Below are 17,340 nucleotides of genomic sequence, written 5' to 3'. Positions count from 1 at the left end.
AAATCCCCTAATTTTCTTTATTTTCTATTTTTTCTTTTTATTTTTGAAGTTGTTAAATTAATTTGATCAAAAATAGAAACTTTACCTAAAATTTCTCCTTTAAATATCCATACTTTTATACCAATAACTCCATAAGTAGTATATGCTTCAGAACAATTATAATCTATATTAGCTCTTATAGTATGTAAAGGTACACGACCTTCTTTATACCATTCTGTTCTTGCTATTTCAGATCCTCCTAATCTTCCACTAATTTTTACTTTTATTCCTTGAGCTCCTAATCTCATTGCATTTTGTACTGCTCTTTTCATAGCTCGTCTAAACATAATTCTTCTTTCTAATTGTAAAGCAATATTTCTAGATACTAATATTGCTTCTAATTCAGGTTTTCTTACTTCAGATATATTTATCTGAGCTGGTACTTTAGCAATTTTTGAAATTATTTTTCTTAATTTTTCTACATCTTCTCCCTTTTTTCCAATAACTATTCCAGGTCTTGCAGTATGAATAGTAACACGAATAATTTTTGCAAGTCTCTCTATTACTATTTTAGAAATTAAAGCTTGATATAATGTTTTTTTTAAAAATTGTCTAACTTTAAAATCACTTTCTATATTATTAGCAAATTCTTTTTTATTTGAATACCAAGTAGAATTCCAAGGTTTAACAATTCCAAGTCTCATTCCATTTGGATTTACTTTTTGACCCATTTTCTAATCTCCATAATATTAGTGATCAGATAGAATTATAGTAATATGACTAGTTCTTTTTAATAATTTATCTGCTCTTCCTTTTGCTCTAGGCATAGTTCTTTTTATACTAGGACCATTATCAACAAATACTTTTTTAATTTTTAATTTTTTTATATTTATACCATTGTTATATTCAGCATTGGAAGTAGCAGATTTTAATACCTTTTTTAAAAAATAAGAAGCTTTTTTATTAATAAAATTTAATATTTCTAATCCATGTAAAGCTTTTTTACCTCGTATTAAATTAGCTACTAAACGTATTTTTTGTGGTGAAGATCTAGCATATTTATATTTAGAAATAGTATCCATAATTTTCCTATCTTTTTTTAATTTTTTTATCAGCTGTATGACCACGATATGTACGAGTAGGAGAAAATTCACCTAATTTATGTCCAACCATTTCATCAGAAATAAAAATTGGAATATGTTGTTTTCCATTATGAACTGAAATAGTTAAACCAATCATATTTGGAAAAATTGTTGAACGACGAGACCAAGTACGAATTGGTTTTTTATCTTTATTTTTTATAGATTTTTCTATTTTTTTTAACAAATGAATATCTATAAATGGACCTTTTTTAAGAGAACGTGGCATAATTTATTCCCTAAGTTTTATTTTTTCTACTATTTATAATAAATTTATTAGTTCTTTTGTTATTTCTAGTTTTCTTACCTTTTGTTTGAAGACCCCATGGAGATACTGGATGTTTTCCAAAATTTCTCCCTTCTCCACCACCATGAGGATGATCTACTGGATTCATTGCTGTACCTCTAACAGTTGGTCTTATTCCTCTCCATCTATTTGCACCAGCTTTTCCTAATCTACGTAACATATGTTCAGTATTTCCTACTTCTCCTAATGTTGCACGACATTTTGATTGAATTTTTCTTAATTCTCCAGATTTTAATCTAAGTGTAGAATAAAATTTATCTTGTGCAATTATTTGAACAGATGATCCAGCAGATCTTGCTATTTGTCCTCCTTTTCCAGGTTTCATTTCTACATTATGAATAGTTGACCCAACTGGAATACAAAAAATTGGTAAATTATTTCCAATTTTTATTTTTACATTTATACCAGATTTTATTTTATCTCCAATACAAAGATTTTTTGGAGCTAAAATATATCTTTTTTCTCCATCTTTATATATTAATAATGCAATATTTGAAGATCTATTTGGATCATATTCTATTCTATTAACTATTGCTGATATATTATCTTTTTTTCTTTTAAAATCAATTATTCTATATTTTCTTTTATGTCCACCACCAATATGTCTAGTAGTAATATGTCCATGATTATTTCTACCACCAGATTTTTTTATTACTTTTGATAAAGATCTTATTGGTTTTCCTTTATATAAATTTTTATTAATTATTTTTGAAACATGACGACGACCAGGAGATGTAGGTTTACATTTAATAATTGTCATTTTTATTCCTAATTATTATTCTGCACCATCAATAAAACTTAAATTTTCTCCTTTTTTAAGAGTTATATAAGCTTTTTTCCAATTATTTCTATATCCTTTTTTTTTATTATTTCCTTTTATTTTTCCTTTTACAATCATAGTATTAACATTTATTACATGTACATTAAGTAATTTATTTAATGCATGTTTTATTTCTAATTTTGAAGAAGTCATATTTACTTTAAATACAACTGTATTTTTTTTTTCCATAGAAATAGATGTTTTTTCAGAAAGATGTGGTGAAAGTAATATTTTTAATAAACGCTCTTCACTAATCATCTTAATTTTTCCTCTATATTTTTTATAGATTTATAAGTAGTAATAACTTGATTAGAAGAAATTAAAAACATTGGATTAATATTATTAACACAACAAATATTTATTTTATTCATACTTCTAGAAGATAATAAAAGATTATTATCTATAATATCAGTAATAATTAAAATATTATTAAAAGATATATTTTCCAATTTTTTTTTAAGTAATTTTGTTTTAGGTTGATCTATATCAAATTTTTTAAAAATTTTTAAACGATCTTGACGTATTAATTCAGAAAAAATACTTTTTAATGCTCCTTTATACATTTTTTTATTAATTTTTTGATTATATTTTTTTGGTTTAGCAGCAAAAGTTACACCACCAGAACGCCAAATAGGACTTCTTATAGATCCTGCTCTTGCTCTACCTGTACCTTTTTGTTTCCATGGTTTTCTTCCTGATCCAGAAACTTCAGATCTATTTTTTTGAGCTTTTGTTCCTTGTCTTTTATTTGTTGCATAAGATACAATAATTTGATGAATAAGTGATTCATTAAAATAACAACCAAATATAGAATCTGAAACAGTTATTGAATTTTTTGTATCTTGCAATAATAATTCCATATTTTTTCCTTTAAATTACATTTTTATAGAAGCTTTTATTATTAATTGAGATCCAGATATTCCAGGAATTGATCCTTTTATTAAAAGAAGTTCATTTTTTTTATCTAATTTAATTATATTAAGATTTTGAATAGTTACTTTCTCATTTCCTAATTGACCAGACATTTTTTTTCCTTTAAAAACTCTTCCTGGGGTTTGATTTTGTCCAATAGATCCTGGAGCTCTATGTGAAAGAGAATTACCATGAGTAGCATCTTGAGTTTTAAAATTCCATCTTTTAACTGTTCCTGAAAATCCTTTACCTTTTGAAATACTTGTTATATCAACTTTTTTTATATTAGATAATATATCTATATTAAAACTATCTCCAATATTTAACTTTTTATTTTTTGATAATAAATTAAATTCACATAATGTATTACCAACCTGTACACCAGATTTTAAAAAATGTCCTGATTCTGGTTTATTTATATGATTAAATTTTTTAGTTCCAGTAGTTACTTGAATAGAATAATAACTATTTTTTTTAGAATTTTTAATTTGTGTAATAAAATTTGGTTGTATTTTAATTACTGTAACTGGTATAGATATACCATCTTTAGTAAAAATTCTTGTCATACCAATTTTTTTTCCAATTATACACTTCATTATTTGTTCTCTGGATTATTATATATTAATCTAAGCTAATTTGAACATCTACACCAGCAGCAAGATCAAGTTTCATTAAAGCATCTACAGTTTTTTCTGTTGGTTTTACAATATCTATTACTCTTTTATGAGTACGTATTTCATATTGATCACGAGCATCTTTATTAGCATGTGGAGAAATCAAAATTGTAAAACGTTCTCTTTTTGTTGGTAATGGAATTGGTCCGCGAACTTGTGCACCAGTTCTTTTAGCAGTTTCAACTATTTCTAAAGTTGAATGATCTATTAAGCGATGATCAAAAGCTTTTAAACGTATACGAATTCTTTGGTTCTGCATTAGGTCAGAACTCCAATTATATAATAAAAATAAAAAAAATTATACTAAAAGTTTTATGTAATTACTTTAATTTTTTATAATTTATTTTTTAATTTTTATAAATTAATAAATTTAAATATTATTTTTTTTTATAAAAATTTTGTTAAAAAATAATTATTTAAAATTAATTTTATTAAAATAATAAATGAATTTTATAAAAAAATCAAATACTAATAAATTTTTTATATAATTTAATTATAAACTAATTATTAATAAATAACAAATAACATATATTTTTTAAAAATTATTTATATAAATAAAATTATATTAAATTATATTTTATATATATAAAATATATCATATATATGATAATTAAAATATTTATTTTAAAATAAATTACCAATAATTTTCACTAGTTATATGTCCTGGTTTTTTTTTTAAATTTTTATTCATATTTTTATATTTTTTTAAAATTTTTTGAGTATCAGATACCATATTAGGATTTCCACATAACATAATATGACTTTTTAAAGGATTTATTTCAAGTCCTATAGATTTTTCTAATTTACCATTAGAAATTAATAAAGGAATACGACCATGTAAAGAATTTTTTATTTTTTCACGACTAATAATTGTTTGTATTTTTAAAATATTATTATATTTATTTTTTAATTCTATCATTTTATTAAAATAATTTAAATCTTTTAAAAAACTTACTGCATGTACTAATACAATATTTTTAAATCTTTTAATATCTTCTCCTTGTTCTATCATAGATAAAAATGGTCCTATAGCTGTACCAGTAGATAACATCCATAAATCTTTACAATATAAAGGAATATTTTTTAATATAAAAAATCCATAAGATTTTTTAGATATCATTAATTCATCATTTATAGATAATTTAAATAATAATGGACTTAATTTACCTTGTACAATTTTTGAAATATAAAATTCTAAATTTTTATTTTTAGGTGCATTAACATATGAATATGCTCTTTGTATTTTTCTTCCATTAACTTTAATAGATAATTTAGCAAATTGTCCAGCTATAAAATTATCAATAGAAGCATGTAATATTAAACTAAATAAATTTTTTGTCCAATAATTTATTTTTATAATTTTTCCAATTATCCATTCATTCATAATATATTTCTCTAAAATTTATTAAATATAATATATTATTAAATAATAATATAATTTTTTAAAAGATTTGTATAAAATTATTATATATTTTATTATATTTTAAAAAATTTAAAAATATTTTTAAATTTTTATATATTATTTTATATAAAATTTTATTAAATTAACATATTTTTAATAAAAATTTTTAAATAATATTTAAATTTAATATTTAAATATATATTTTTTAAAAATTATTTTTAATAAAATTTTATATAAAATTTATAAAATAAAATAAATTTTAAATAAAATATTTAATTTTTTTAAAAAAACTTTAAATAAAAATTAATATTAAAATTTTATAGATTGCATATAAATTGTTTCAATAATAGATTGAATTCCATATGAACGAGATGGAGTTAAATATTTGTTTAAATTAAGTTTTTTTAAATAATATTGTATATCTTCTTTTATTATTTTTTTAACATTAATTCCTTCAAAAATAATAAAAATTATTGCAATTAAACCTTTTACAATAGAAGCATCACTATCTCCATAAAATTTAGCTATTCCTTTTTTATTAGAAGTCAAAACTATCCATACTTGACTTTGACATCCACTAATTAAATATTTTTTAATACGAAATTTTTCTGGAAATAAAGATAATTTTTTACTAAGTTCAATAATATATATATATTTTTCTTCCCAATTATAACAACGAGAAAAATTATATAATAATTTTTTTTTATTAGGTAAATAATACATAAAATTTTTTCCATAATTTTTATATAAAAATTTTTTGTTATTAATTAAATTATTTATTTAATAAATTTTGTATATATATTAATTTTTCAATAAATATATCTATTTCATTAAAATTTGTATAAATTGCTATAGATATTCTACACATACTTTTTACATTAAAAAAATTCATTAATGGCATAGCGCAATGATGACCAGTTCTTAATGCAATTCCGTATTGATCTAAAAAAGTACCAACATCATATGCATGATTTTTTTTTAAATTAAAAGAAATAACTCCTATTTTTTTTTTAGGTCCATATAATATCAATCCAGGTATTTTTTTTAATTTTTTTAATGTATATTTTATAATTTTATTTTCATATTTTTCAATAGATTTTAATCCAATTTCTTTTATATAAGAAATCGCAGATCCTAAACCTATTATGCCAGAAATATTAGGAGAACCAGCTTCAAATTTCCATGGAGATTTTTGATATGTAACTCCTTCTGTTAAACTTACTGTATTAATCATACCACCTCCTACTTGCCATGGAGAAATATTATTTAAAATTGATTTTTTTCCATATAATATTCCAATTCCAGATGGTCCATAAATTTTATGTCCAGAAAAAACATAAAAATCACAATCTAATTCTTTTACATTAACTTCTTGATGCATTATTGCTTGAGATCCATCTACTAAAATTAATGCATTACTAATATTTCTAATATAACTAATAATTTTTTTTATTGGATTTATTGTACCTAAAACATTAGAAACTTGTGTAATACAAAAAATAGATGTTTTTTTATTTATAAGTAAATTTATATAATTTAAATTTAATTTTCCATTAGGTAAAATAGGTATATAATTTAATTTTAATTTTTTTCTTTTTGCAAGTAATATCCAAGGTACTATGTTTGAATGATGTTCCATTTGTGTAATAATAATATTATTACCTTTTTTTAAAAATTTTTTATTTAAAGAATTAGCAACTAAATTAATTCCTTCAGTAGAATTTTTTACAAAAATTATTTCTTCTGAATCAGCATTTATAAATTTACTTATTTGTAATCTAATTGATTCTAATTGTTTTGTAGATTCTATACTTAATTTATGTGTTCCTCTGTGAACTGCAGAATATTTTTTTTTATAAAAATTTTTTTCATTACTTATAACTATTTTAGGTTTTTGAGAACTTGATGCACTATCAAGATAAATTAATTTATTATTATTAATTTTAGTTTTTAATATAGGAAAATCTGAACGTATCCGATTAATAGGATAATTCATATTTATACTCCAAGTAAGAAATTATGAATATATGATGTAATATATTGTGTAATAATTTTTTCATCTATTTTAGATATTACTTCATATGCAAAAGCTTGTATCATCATATTTTTTGCATTAATATTATTTATACCTCTAGATCTTAAATAAAATATTTGTTTTTTATTAATATTTCCAAAAGTACTTCCATGTTTACATTGTACATCATCATTATAAATTTCTAATTGTGGTTTACTATTTATATTAGCTTTAGAATCAACAATAAAATTGTTATTAATCATTGAAGCATTTGTATTTATAGATTTTTTATTAATTTTTATAAGTCCATTAAATAATCCAATGCTTTTATTAAATGCAATAATTTTATGTAATTGTCTACTAATACAATTATAAGAGTTATGTTGTAAATATGTATTAATATTAAATTTATCTTTATTTGATAATAATGAAAGAGTATTCATAAAAAAATTTGATTTATTTTTATTTATATTTATATTTTTAGTAAAAAAATTTAATCCTGAATTTAACGTAAATACATTACTTTTTACTAAAGATTTTTTTTCAATAAAAATATCATTATTAAAAAAATTATAACTATTTAAACTTCCTTGTAATAAAATTATATGATTTATAATAGAATTATTTTTCACAGAAATAGTTGTACGAGATCCATTAAAATATTTTTTATTATCTAATCCTATAAAATGTTCAATAATTGTTCCATTTGATTGATTATTTATTTCAAAATGATGACGATAATGAGAAGTATATAAATTACTTTTACTATTAGATCCATTATTAAAATGAATTAAATATAAAGGTTTTTTTTCAATAGAATTATTTGATAAAGTTATATATATAATTTCATTACTAAGACTTTCTGTAATATAAAGAAATAATTCAGGTTTAATAGGTTCAGGAAGAATTAATAAATCATTTTCTTTTTTAACTTGAATATTCCATAATCCAGTATATGTATCACTTAAATAAGGTATAAAAATACCATCAACAAAAACTAATTTATATACATTTTCTTTAATACTTAAATTATTTATTTGTTTAAAATTTATTTTTTTTAAAAATGGCATAATAAAATTATGTTTAAAAAAATTGTTTAAAGATATATATTTCCAATCTTCATTTTTATTATATAATTTCCATAAATTTTTAAGTATTTTCCAATTATTTAATGATTTAGAAGAACGAATTATATCAGATTTAGAAAAAATTTTATACCATTGAGAAATAATTCTAGATTTATGATTTAATAATATTTCCATACCCTTTTTCCTCAATATATTTAACTAATTTTAAATCACCAGATTTTATAATACGTCCTTTATATAAAATATGTATTTTATCTGGTTTTATATAATCTAATATTCTTTTATAATGAGTTATAATTATAAAAGATCTATTTTTTGTTCTAAGAGAATTAATTCCTTTAGAAATAATTTTAATAGCATCAATGTCTAATCCAGAATCAGTTTCATCTAAAATACAAAGTTTTGGTTCTAAAATTGCCATTTGAAGTATATCATTTATTTTTTTTTCACCTCCTGAAAAACCAACATTTACAAATCTATTTAAAAGATCTTTAGACATATTAAGCATTTTTATTTTTTTTTCTACAAGATCTAAAAATTCAAATTTATCTAAAATATTTTTTTTATTATATTTTCTAATTGAATTTATTGAAGTTTGTAAAAATAAACTATTACTAATTCCAGGAATTTCAACTGGATATTGAAATGCTAAAAAAATACCTTCACAAGCTCTTTCTTCTATATTCAATTTACATAAATTTTTTTTTTGAAAAAAAATATTTCCTTTAGTAATATTACAATCTTCTCTTCCAGTTAAAGTTGCAGATAATGTACTTTTTCCAGATCCATTAGGACCCATAATTACATGAATTTCTTGAGGTTTAATAATTAAATTTATTCCTTGAAGAATTTTTTTCTTTTCTATATCAACATGTAAATTTTCAATAAATAACATTTATTGTTTCCTTAATTTAAATATTCTTTAATTTTATATTTAAATATATAATATTTTTAACCTACACAATTTTTTAAATTAGACTCTAATAAACTAGTTGCTTCTACAGCAAACTCAAGAGGTAATTTAGATAAAATGTCTTTACAAAATCCATTTACTATCATAGAAATAGCATTATCTTCATTAATTCCACGTTGTTTACAATAAAAAAGTTGATCATGTCCAATTTTTGAAGTAGTTGCTTCATGTTCTAATATAGAATTTTTATTATAAACTTCTAAATATGGAAAAGTATGTGATCCACATTTATCTCCAATAATCATAGAAGAACATTGCGTATAATTTCTAGCATTATAAGCATTAGACATAATTTTAACTAATCCTCTATATGTATTATCACTTTTACCTAATGCAATTCCTTTAGAAATAATAGTAGATTTTGTATTTTTTCCAATATGTATCATTTTTGTTCCAGTATCTGCTTGTTGATGATAATTAGTTAATGCTACAGAAAAAAATTCTCCTATTGTATTATCACCTTTTAATATAACACTTGGATATTTCCATGTAATAGCAGCTCCAGTTTCAGATTGAGTCCAAGACATTTTAGAATTTTTTCCAAAACATAAAGCACGTTTAGTAACAAAATTTAAAATACCTTCATTAATATGTTTTCCAGAAAACCAATTTTGTACTGTGGAATATTTAACTTGTGCATTTTTTAATAATATTACTTCTACTACTGCTGCATGTAATTGATATTTATTATGTGCAGGGGCTGAACATCCTTCAATGTAACTTACATAACTATTTTTATCTGCTATAAGAATAGTTCTTTCAAATTGTCCTGTATTCGGTGAATTAATACGAAAATAAGTTGATAATTCAATTGGACAATGTACATTTTTTCCAACATAAATAAATGTTCCATCAGAAGCTACTGCAGAATTAAGAGCAGAAAAAAAATTATCATTAATTGGTACTACACTTCCTAAATATTTTTTTACTAATTTTGGATAACAATGAATAGCTTCATTAAAAGAACAAAATATAATACCTTTTTTTAATAATTTTTTTTGATAAGTAGTGGAAACTGATACAGAATCAAAAATAGCATCTACTGCTATATTATTATTTTCAGTAATAGGAACTCCAAGCTTGTTAAAAGTTTTTTTTACTGGATCAATTAAATATTTTTTTTTAAAATTATTATTATTTTTTAAGTTTTTTTTATTTTTACAATTTTTACAAGAAGGAACTGAATAATAAATATAATCATTATAATTTAATTTATTATATTTTGCTTTTAACCAATGTGGTTCTTTCATTTTAATCCATGCATTATATGCAGATAAACGAAAATTTAACATCCACAATGGTTCATTTCTTTTTTTAGATATTTCTTTAATTATTTTTTTGTTAATTCCAAAAGATAATTCTTCATTTTTTATTTTTGTAAAAAAACCTTCTTTATATTTATTTTTTTTGTTAAAAAATTTTTTTTGATTTATTTTACTAGACATAATAATATATTTATACACCATAATTAAATGTTAAAACTTTCTCCACATCCACAAAGATTTTTTACTTTAGGATTATAAAATTTAAATACATAATTTAAATCTTCTTGTATATAATCTATAGTTATACCATCAATTAATGGCATAATTTTTAAAGGAGCATAAATTTTTATTTTTTTATATTTATAAACAAAATCATTTTTATTATAAAAAAAAACTTCTTCTAATTTATATATATATCCTGCACATCCAGAATTTTTTATATTTATTTTAATTCCAATTAAATTATTATTTTTTTTAATTAAAAAAGTAATTTGATTTATAGCTGAATTAGTCAAAATAAAACCTTTCCAAGATTTTTTTTTATTTTTTTTTATTTTATATTTTTCTTCTATCATAAGATTTCCATTAAAATTATTCTAATAATATTAATATATTATATTTTTAATAAATATATTTAATTTAATTAAATATTAAAATATATTTATAATTAAATTTTAATAAATATTATTATAATTTTATATAAAATTTTTATTTAAAATAAAAAAATATATAAAAATATATTTTTAATTTATTTATTTATTTATAAATAAAATACTTATTTATTATATAATAAATATAAATACTAAAAAGTATATAAATTTTTTAAATTTAAAAATAAATAAAATATATATAATATTTTAATTATATTTATTAATATTTTATATATATAAATTAATTAAAATTTATAAAAATTAAAAAAAATAATATTTATTTAAATAAATAATTTAATTAATATTTTTAAATAAAATTTCATTTATTATAAAATTTATATTTTATTTAATATTTATTAAGTATATTTAAATAAATTTTTATTTAAAAATATTAATTTTTATTAAAATACTTAAATTATTAAAAATAATATTTTTAATTAAAAAAAAATATATTAATAATATATTAAATATATTATAAATAAAAATAATAAAATTATTATATTTGCTATTTAAAATAAAATAAATATAAAAAATAATAAAAAAATTAATAAATAATTTTTTTAAAAAATAATTATTTTTATATAATAGATAAATTTAAAATAAAAATATATAATATTAAAAATTAATTTATTTAAAAAAACAATTATTAATTTTAATAAAAATAAAATATTAACTTTTTAATTATAAAAAATTTAAAAATTTTTATTTTTATAAAATTTATAATAAATTTTTATTTTTTATAAATAATATTTAAGTTTATATTATTTTATATGTAAATAGGTTAAAATTATTATTATGATAGATTTTTATATTTTACTTAAATTAATTAATTTTTTATCAGATGGATCTATATTTTTTCCTAAAATGTTAGGAATTAATTCTAATAAAATTTATATTTATATAAATATAATAAAAAGTTGGGGTATTAATATACATAAATTAAGTAATAATACTTATAAAATTAATTATCCATTAGATTTATTAGATAAAAGAAAAATATTATCTAATATTTTAAAAGGAAAAATATATATATTTTCAGTACTTGATTCTACTAATCAATTTTTAATAAAAAAAATAAATAAATTAAAATCAGGAGATGTTTGTATTACAGAACATCAAATAAAAGGAAGAGGAAAAAATGGAAAAAAATGGATATCTACATTTGGAGGTAATATATGTTTTTCAATGTATTGGTTTTTAAAAAATGGATTTAATTCTTTATATGGATTAAGTATTATTATAGCATTTGTGATAGCAAAAGTTTTATATAATATTGGATTATCAGAAATATTTATAAAATGGCCTAATGATTTATATTTTAAAAATAAAAAAATTGCAGGTATTTTAATAGAATCAATTGGAAAAATAAATAATTCAGTACAAGTAATTATTGGAATAGGAATTAATATAAATATGCCTTATACAAATAAATTAAATATAAAAAAAATAATTAATTTAAAAGATACTGGAATAATTTTCGATCGTAATTTATTATTAATAAATTTAATAAATACATTAAAAAAATCATTAAAAAAATTTGAATCTAATAAACTTTTATTGTCATTTCCTAAATATAATTTAATAAATAATTTTATTAAAAAATCACATTTTTTTAAAAAAAAAAATAAAGATAATTTTTTTTTATATAAAAATATTTATTAAATATTATAACATAATTTATGTTATTGCTAAAATATTAAATCCTCCATCTACATGTATAATTTCTCCTGTAATTCCAGATGAAAGATTAGATATTAAAAATGAAGCAACATTTCCAATATTTTTTATAGTAATATTTTTTTTAATTGGAGATTTTAAAACATTTTTTTTTAACATTTTTTTAAAATCTTTTATTCCAGAAGATGCTAAAGTATATATTGGTCCAGAAGAAATAGCATTTACTCTTATAAATTTTGATCCAAGAGAATTTGCCATATATTTAGTATTTGCTTCTAAAGAGGCTTTAGCTATACCCATTATATTATAATTTTGTACAACACGCTCTGCACCTAAATATGTAATTGTAATAATAGAAGAATTTTTATTTAACATTTTTTTACTTTCTTTTGCTAAAGATACAAAACTATAAGAACTAATTTCATGAGAAAGTAAAAAATCTTTTCTATTAATATTTTCTATATAATCTCCTTTTAATTGTTCTTTAGAAGCATAAGCTATTGAATGAACAAATCCATCAAAATTTTTCCAAATTTTTGATAATTTTTTAAATAAATATTTTATTTGATAATCTTCTTTAACATCACATGGTAATATAATATTAGAATTAAATTTTTTAACTATTTTTTTTACTCTATCTTTTAATTTTTTATTTTGATAAGTAAACGCTAATTCTGCTCCTTCTCTATTCATACATTTTGCTATTCCATATGAAATAGATTTTTTACTAGATATACCTGTAATTAATATTTTTTTATTTTTAAGAAATCCCATAGTATTTTCCTATAAAAAATAAATTATAAATAAATATTTAAATTTAAATAATATAAATTTATTTTAAATTAATAATTAATATATTTATTTTTTTAATAAATATTTTATATAATATTTATTTAAAATAAATTTGTTTCATCTTTTATTTGATTAATCCATTTTTTAACTCTTATTTTAGTTAAATTTGATTGTCTATCTTGATCAATAGCTAAACCAATAAAATTTTTTTTATTAATTAATCCTTTTGATTCATCAAAATAATATCCTGAAGTTGACCATTTACCAACTAATTTTATTTTATTTTTATTTATAATATTTTTATAAAGAGTACCCATTGCATCACAAAAATATTCTGAATAATCTTCTTGATCTCCACATCCAAATAATGCTATTATTTTTTTTGAAAAATTAATAGTTTTAAATATAGGAAAAAAATCATCCCAATCACATTGAGCTTCTCCATAATACCATGTAGGAATTCCAAAAATAATAAATTTATATTTTTCTATATCTTTTTTATAACTTTTAGATATATCATAAACATCAACTATATCTTTTCCTAAAATTTTTTGTATTAAAAAAGCAATATATTCAGTATTACCAGTATCACTACCAAAAAAAATTCCTATTTTTTTCATTAATTAATGTATCCTTTTATTAAAAAAATTATTTTTAATAAAAAATTTTATTAATAATAAAAATTATTAATAATTTTATTTTTATTAAAAAATTTTTATTTATATATAAATTATAATATATTTATTTTTAATAAAATTTTTTTTAATTTTTATATTAAAATACTTATTTATAATATGAAAAATATATAAATATTTATTTAATAAAAAATTATATTAATATTTATTTTTATATATATTATTATTTATTTTTTATATTTATTAAATATATTAAATTTAATAATATATAAAATATTTATTATTAATTTTATTTTATATAAATAAAAAATTATATTAAAATTTTAACATTATAAATAAAATTTTATTTAAAAAAAAATTTATATATTTTATATTAATTTAAAAATAATTAATTTTTTTAAAAAAATTAATAATAAATTTAATAAAAATATTAATTAAAATTAATAAAAAATTTTTAAAATAAATTATATTATATATAATATATAATTTTTTATAAAAAATATATTTTTTTATTAAAAAAATATATTATAATGTTTATTTATTAACATTTTATAATTTATTTTAATAATTTTAATAAAATTTATTAAATATTTTCAAAATATTTAATATTAAATATTTTATTTTAAATTTATATTATTAAATTTTTTATTTAAAATTTTAATAAAATTTTAAATAAAATAATTAATTTTATAAATATTTATTAATAATTTTTAAATTTTTAAAAGAATATATAAATATGAAAAATAAAATATTAAAATTTTTATTTGTTTTAATTTGTATAGTTTTTTTTTATAAAAAAACTTTAGCTTCTTCAAAAGAAATTAATAATTTTTTTGAACCTTTTACTTATCAAAAAAATTTTAATAATTTAAATTTATATATTTTTTCAAAAAAAATAAAACATATTTATCCTAATAAAACAATATTATCTGGAAATGTTAAAATTTTATATAAAAAAAATAAATTATTTGCTGATTCAATTATAATTAAAAAAAATAATTATTTTTTAAAAAAAAATAATTATAAAATAAATGCTTATGGAAATGTAAATTATATAGGGAAAAATTTTAATCTAAAAGGATCTAATTTTAAATTAAATTTAAATAAAAAAAAAATATGTATTTTTGATGGAAAATATAAAATTAATAATATTTATGGATATGGAAAATATGATTATATTAAATATAATATAAAAAAATTTTATACAATTGCAAAAAATGTTACATTTACATGTAATTCATTAAATAATAAAATTTGGAATATTTTAGGAAAAAAAATTATTTATAAAAATAAAAAAAAAATAATAAATATATGGAATGTATATTTTAAAATAAATAAAATTCCTATTTTTTATACACCTTATATACAAATTCCTATAAAAAAAAAAAATAAATTTAAATTTCTTATGCCTTCTTTAAAGAAAAAACATAATAATGGTATAGAATTTAAAATTCCATATTATATATATTTTTCTCAAAAATATAATTTTATTATAATTCCACATTATATAAAAAAAATAGGAAAATTTATTGAAATAGAAACAAGATTTTTAAAAAAAAATATAAATGGATTATTAAAATTTAATTTATTTTTTAATAAAAAATCTTATAAAAAAAATAAATGGTTATTATATTGGAAATATAATTTTATATTAAATAAACATTGGAAATTTCATACAAATTATATAAATAGTAATGATTTAGATTTTTTTAAAAAAATAAAATTAAATTATGGAGATATGATAAAAGGATTTATTAAAAAAGATTTTATTTTACATTTTTCTAATAAAAAATGGGATGCTTATATAAAATATAATAAAATTTATAGTTTAAATAAAAAAATTAATAATAATTTTCAAAAAAAACCTCAAATAGAAATTTTTTATGAAAGTGATAAAAAAGGTCCATTTAGTTTTAAATTATTTAATCAAATAACATATTTTACTAATATTTATAAAAATAAAATTAATGTAATAAGATTTCATTCAGAACCAATAATAAATTTATTTTTATTTAATTATTTAGGAAAATTAAATACAGAAATAAAATTAATGAATACTTATTATAAAATAAGTAATTTAAAAAAAAATAAAAATACTTTTTTTAAACAAAAATATAATAGAAGTATTATTTATAGATTTTTACCTCAATTTAAAACTCATGGAAAAATAATATTAGAAAGAAATATAAAAATTTTAGATAAATATATTCAAACTTTAGAAATTCAAGCAAAATATTTATATATTCCATATAAAGATCAAAATAATATAAAATTATATGATACTTCTATATTAAAAACTAATTATATAAATATTTTTAGAGATTATTTATATAATAATATAGATAGAATTTCTTCAGCTAATCAATTACCAATAGGTATTACAACTAGAATTTATAATTCTAAAGCAATTGAAAAATTTCATGCTTCAATAGGACAAATTTATTTTTTTTCTTATAAAAATATTATTAATAATTCAAAAGTTAATCATATACCTTATATAGGTAGTGATTTTTACATAAGTGATTTATATTGGTATATAAATAATAAATTAAAATTTTATTGTATTTTAGAATATCAAAATTCATATAAAAAATTAAAAATAGGAGATATTATTATTGAATTTAATAATAATAAAATGAATACATTATTTTTAAGTTATCATAATTTATTAACAGAATTTTTTAAAAAAAAACATACAAAAATAAATAATTCTAAACAATTTAGTTTAATTGGAAGTTATCCATTAAATAAATCTATATTTTTTATAGGTTCATTTTATTATAATTTTAAAAATAAAAAAATAATGCATGAAGCAATAGGAATAAAATATAATAGAAATTATTGGTCTATTAATTTAGGATTTTCAAAAAGTTTTATTAATTCTAATAAAATAAAAAATCAATATAAAAATAAAATATTTTTAAAATTTGAATTAAATGGATTAAAAAATAAAAATTCTTTAGAAAATATAAAATTTATTTCAAATATTTTACCATATCAAACAATTTTTTAA

The 17,340-nt window shown here is 17.4% G+C and carries 19 protein-coding genes; 2 read left to right on the top strand and 17 right to left on the bottom strand.

Translation table 11 applies throughout. The features are described 5' to 3' along the window. Positions 1-17: 17 nt before the first annotated feature. The 15 genes from rpsC to AB4W47_RS01785 form a co-directional block, all read right to left on the bottom strand. The gene (gene rpsC, locus AB4W47_RS01855) at positions 18-710 is read right to left on the bottom strand and encodes a 30S ribosomal protein S3 (RefSeq protein ID WP_367670576.1); all 693 of its coding nucleotides are present in this window, start codon (positions 708-710) and stop codon (positions 18-20) included. Between the two features lie 18 nt (positions 711-728). Continuing rightward, the gene (gene rplV / locus AB4W47_RS01850) at positions 729-1,061 is read right to left on the bottom strand and encodes a 50S ribosomal protein L22 (RefSeq protein ID WP_367670575.1); all 333 of its coding nucleotides are present in this window, start codon (positions 1,059-1,061) and stop codon (positions 729-731) included. 7 nt (positions 1,062-1,068) lie between these two features. Further along, on the bottom strand, positions 1,069-1,347 hold the full coding sequence (gene rpsS, locus AB4W47_RS01845; protein WP_367670574.1) for a 30S ribosomal protein S19: 279 nt from the start codon (positions 1,345-1,347) through the stop codon (positions 1,069-1,071). 10 nt (positions 1,348-1,357) lie between these two features. After that, entirely contained in the window at positions 1,358-2,185 is an 828-nt protein-coding gene (gene rplB, locus AB4W47_RS01840) for a 50S ribosomal protein L2 (RefSeq protein WP_367670573.1), read from the bottom strand. A 15-nt stretch (positions 2,186-2,200) separates the two neighbouring features. Next, positions 2,201-2,503: a 50S ribosomal protein L23 gene (rplW, locus tag AB4W47_RS01835; RefSeq protein WP_367670572.1), complete on the bottom strand. Its 303-nt coding sequence runs from the start codon at positions 2,501-2,503 to the stop codon at positions 2,201-2,203. Continuing rightward, positions 2,500-3,105 (bottom strand): 50S ribosomal protein L4, encoded by a 606-nt coding sequence (gene rplD / locus AB4W47_RS01830; RefSeq protein ID WP_367670571.1) that lies wholly within the window; start codon positions 3,103-3,105, stop codon positions 2,500-2,502. Before rplD ends, rplW begins: the two co-directional genes overlap by 4 nt. Before the next feature lie 15 nt (positions 3,106-3,120). Continuing rightward, positions 3,121-3,753, bottom strand: a complete 633-nt coding sequence (gene rplC, locus AB4W47_RS01825; RefSeq protein ID WP_367670570.1) for a 50S ribosomal protein L3 — start codon at positions 3,751-3,753, stop codon at positions 3,121-3,123. Positions 3,754-3,778: 25 nt separating this feature from the next. Then, positions 3,779-4,090 (bottom strand): 30S ribosomal protein S10, encoded by a 312-nt coding sequence (gene rpsJ / locus AB4W47_RS01820; RefSeq protein WP_367670569.1) that lies wholly within the window; start codon positions 4,088-4,090, stop codon positions 3,779-3,781. 375 nt (positions 4,091-4,465) lie between these two features. Next, a complete protein-coding gene (locus AB4W47_RS01815) occupies positions 4,466-5,215 on the bottom strand; it encodes an FAD-binding oxidoreductase (protein ID WP_367670568.1) in 750 nt (249 codons plus the stop codon). Between the two features lie 327 nt (positions 5,216-5,542). Further along, a complete protein-coding gene (gene sufE / locus AB4W47_RS01810; RefSeq protein ID WP_367670567.1) occupies positions 5,543-5,956 on the bottom strand; it encodes a cysteine desulfuration protein SufE in 414 nt (137 codons plus the stop codon). Positions 5,957-6,005: 49 nt separating this feature from the next. Continuing rightward, positions 6,006-7,229 (bottom strand): SufS family cysteine desulfurase, encoded by a 1,224-nt coding sequence (locus AB4W47_RS01805; protein ID WP_367670566.1) that lies wholly within the window; start codon positions 7,227-7,229, stop codon positions 6,006-6,008. Positions 7,230-7,231: 2 nt separating this feature from the next. Then, positions 7,232-8,509 carry a Fe-S cluster assembly protein SufD gene (gene sufD, locus AB4W47_RS01800; protein ID WP_367670565.1) on the bottom strand — a complete coding sequence of 426 codons (1,278 nt, stop codon included), beginning with the start codon at positions 8,507-8,509 and terminating at the stop codon, positions 7,232-7,234. Continuing rightward, complete coding sequence (sufC, locus tag AB4W47_RS01795) at positions 8,487-9,230, bottom strand: Fe-S cluster assembly ATPase SufC (protein ID WP_367670564.1); 744 nt, start codon at positions 9,228-9,230, stop codon at positions 8,487-8,489. Before sufC ends, sufD begins: the two co-directional genes overlap by 23 nt. 56 nt (positions 9,231-9,286) lie before the next feature. Next, the gene (sufB, locus tag AB4W47_RS01790; RefSeq protein WP_367670563.1) at positions 9,287-10,753 is read right to left on the bottom strand and encodes a Fe-S cluster assembly protein SufB; all 1,467 of its coding nucleotides are present in this window, start codon (positions 10,751-10,753) and stop codon (positions 9,287-9,289) included. 23 nt (positions 10,754-10,776) lie between these two features. Beyond that, positions 10,777-11,148, bottom strand: a complete 372-nt coding sequence (locus tag AB4W47_RS01785) for an iron-sulfur cluster assembly accessory protein (protein WP_367670562.1) — start codon at positions 11,146-11,148, stop codon at positions 10,777-10,779. 870 nt (positions 11,149-12,018) lie between these two features. Here AB4W47_RS01785 and AB4W47_RS01780 point away from each other — a divergent pair. Next, on the top strand, positions 12,019-12,885 hold the full coding sequence (locus AB4W47_RS01780) for a biotin--[acetyl-CoA-carboxylase] ligase (RefSeq protein ID WP_367670561.1): 867 nt from the start codon (positions 12,019-12,021) through the stop codon (positions 12,883-12,885). A 15-nt stretch (positions 12,886-12,900) separates the two neighbouring features. Here AB4W47_RS01780 and AB4W47_RS01775 read toward each other — a convergent pair whose 3' ends face one another. Both AB4W47_RS01775 and fldA read right to left on the bottom strand, forming a co-directional pair. Further along, entirely contained in the window at positions 12,901-13,674 is a 774-nt protein-coding gene (locus AB4W47_RS01775; RefSeq protein ID WP_367670560.1) for an enoyl-ACP reductase, read from the bottom strand. A 119-nt stretch (positions 13,675-13,793) separates the two neighbouring features. Continuing rightward, entirely contained in the window at positions 13,794-14,312 is a 519-nt protein-coding gene (gene fldA / locus AB4W47_RS01770) for a flavodoxin FldA (RefSeq protein ID WP_367670559.1), read from the bottom strand. A gap of 751 nt (positions 14,313-15,063) precedes the next feature. On the opposite strand from fldA, the gene lptD reads away from it, so the two are divergent. After that, a complete protein-coding gene (lptD, locus tag AB4W47_RS01765) occupies positions 15,064-17,340 on the top strand; it encodes an LPS assembly protein LptD (RefSeq protein WP_367670558.1) in 2,277 nt (758 codons plus the stop codon).

The sequence above is a fragment of the Sodalis-like secondary symbiont of Drepanosiphum platanoidis genome, assembly GCF_964059955.1.
In the GTDB taxonomy this organism is placed as follows: Bacteria; Pseudomonadota; Gammaproteobacteria; order Enterobacterales; family Enterobacteriaceae.
Note: the sequence above shows the minus strand (reverse complement) of the source record. Positions and strands in the feature narration are given on the sequence as shown.

What these genes read in the sequence shown, in the direction of transcription:
- rpsC (WP_367670576.1), bottom strand. Translation starts at nt 710, where the DNA reads ATGGGTCAAAAAGTAAATCCAAATGGAATGAGACTTGGAATTGTTAAA.
- AB4W47_RS01805 (WP_367670566.1), bottom strand. Translation starts at nt 7,229, where the DNA reads ATGAATTATCCTATTAATCGGATACGTTCAGATTTTCCTATATTAAAA.
- fldA (WP_367670559.1), bottom strand. Translation starts at nt 14,312, where the DNA reads ATGAAAAAAATAGGAATTTTTTTTGGTAGTGATACTGGTAATACTGAA.
- lptD (WP_367670558.1), top strand. Translation starts at nt 15,064, where the DNA reads ATGAAAAATAAAATATTAAAATTTTTATTTGTTTTAATTTGTATAGTT.
- sufC (WP_367670564.1), bottom strand. Translation starts at nt 9,230, where the DNA reads ATGTTATTTATTGAAAATTTACATGTTGATATAGAAAAGAAAAAAATT.
- sufB (WP_367670563.1), bottom strand. Translation starts at nt 10,753, where the DNA reads ATGTCTAGTAAAATAAATCAAAAAAAATTTTTTAACAAAAAAAATAAA.
- rplC (WP_367670570.1), bottom strand. Translation starts at nt 3,753, where the DNA reads ATGAAGTGTATAATTGGAAAAAAAATTGGTATGACAAGAATTTTTACT.
- rpsS (WP_367670574.1), bottom strand. Translation starts at nt 1,347, where the DNA reads ATGCCACGTTCTCTTAAAAAAGGTCCATTTATAGATATTCATTTGTTA.
- AB4W47_RS01785 (WP_367670562.1), bottom strand. Translation starts at nt 11,148, where the DNA reads ATGATAGAAGAAAAATATAAAATAAAAAAAAATAAAAAAAAATCTTGG.
- rplD (WP_367670571.1), bottom strand. Translation starts at nt 3,105, where the DNA reads ATGGAATTATTATTGCAAGATACAAAAAATTCAATAACTGTTTCAGAT.
- rpsJ (WP_367670569.1), bottom strand. Translation starts at nt 4,090, where the DNA reads ATGCAGAACCAAAGAATTCGTATACGTTTAAAAGCTTTTGATCATCGC.
- rplB (WP_367670573.1), bottom strand. Translation starts at nt 2,185, where the DNA reads ATGACAATTATTAAATGTAAACCTACATCTCCTGGTCGTCGTCATGTT.
- rplV (WP_367670575.1), bottom strand. Translation starts at nt 1,061, where the DNA reads ATGGATACTATTTCTAAATATAAATATGCTAGATCTTCACCACAAAAA.
- sufE (WP_367670567.1), bottom strand. Translation starts at nt 5,956, where the DNA reads ATGTATTATTTACCTAATAAAAAAAAATTATTATATAATTTTTCTCGT.
- sufD (WP_367670565.1), bottom strand. Translation starts at nt 8,509, where the DNA reads ATGGAAATATTATTAAATCATAAATCTAGAATTATTTCTCAATGGTAT.
- rplW (WP_367670572.1), bottom strand. Translation starts at nt 2,503, where the DNA reads ATGATTAGTGAAGAGCGTTTATTAAAAATATTACTTTCACCACATCTT.
- AB4W47_RS01780 (WP_367670561.1), top strand. Translation starts at nt 12,019, where the DNA reads ATGATAGATTTTTATATTTTACTTAAATTAATTAATTTTTTATCAGAT.
- AB4W47_RS01815 (WP_367670568.1), bottom strand. Translation starts at nt 5,215, where the DNA reads ATGAATGAATGGATAATTGGAAAAATTATAAAAATAAATTATTGGACA.
- AB4W47_RS01775 (WP_367670560.1), bottom strand. Translation starts at nt 13,674, where the DNA reads ATGGGATTTCTTAAAAATAAAAAAATATTAATTACAGGTATATCTAGT.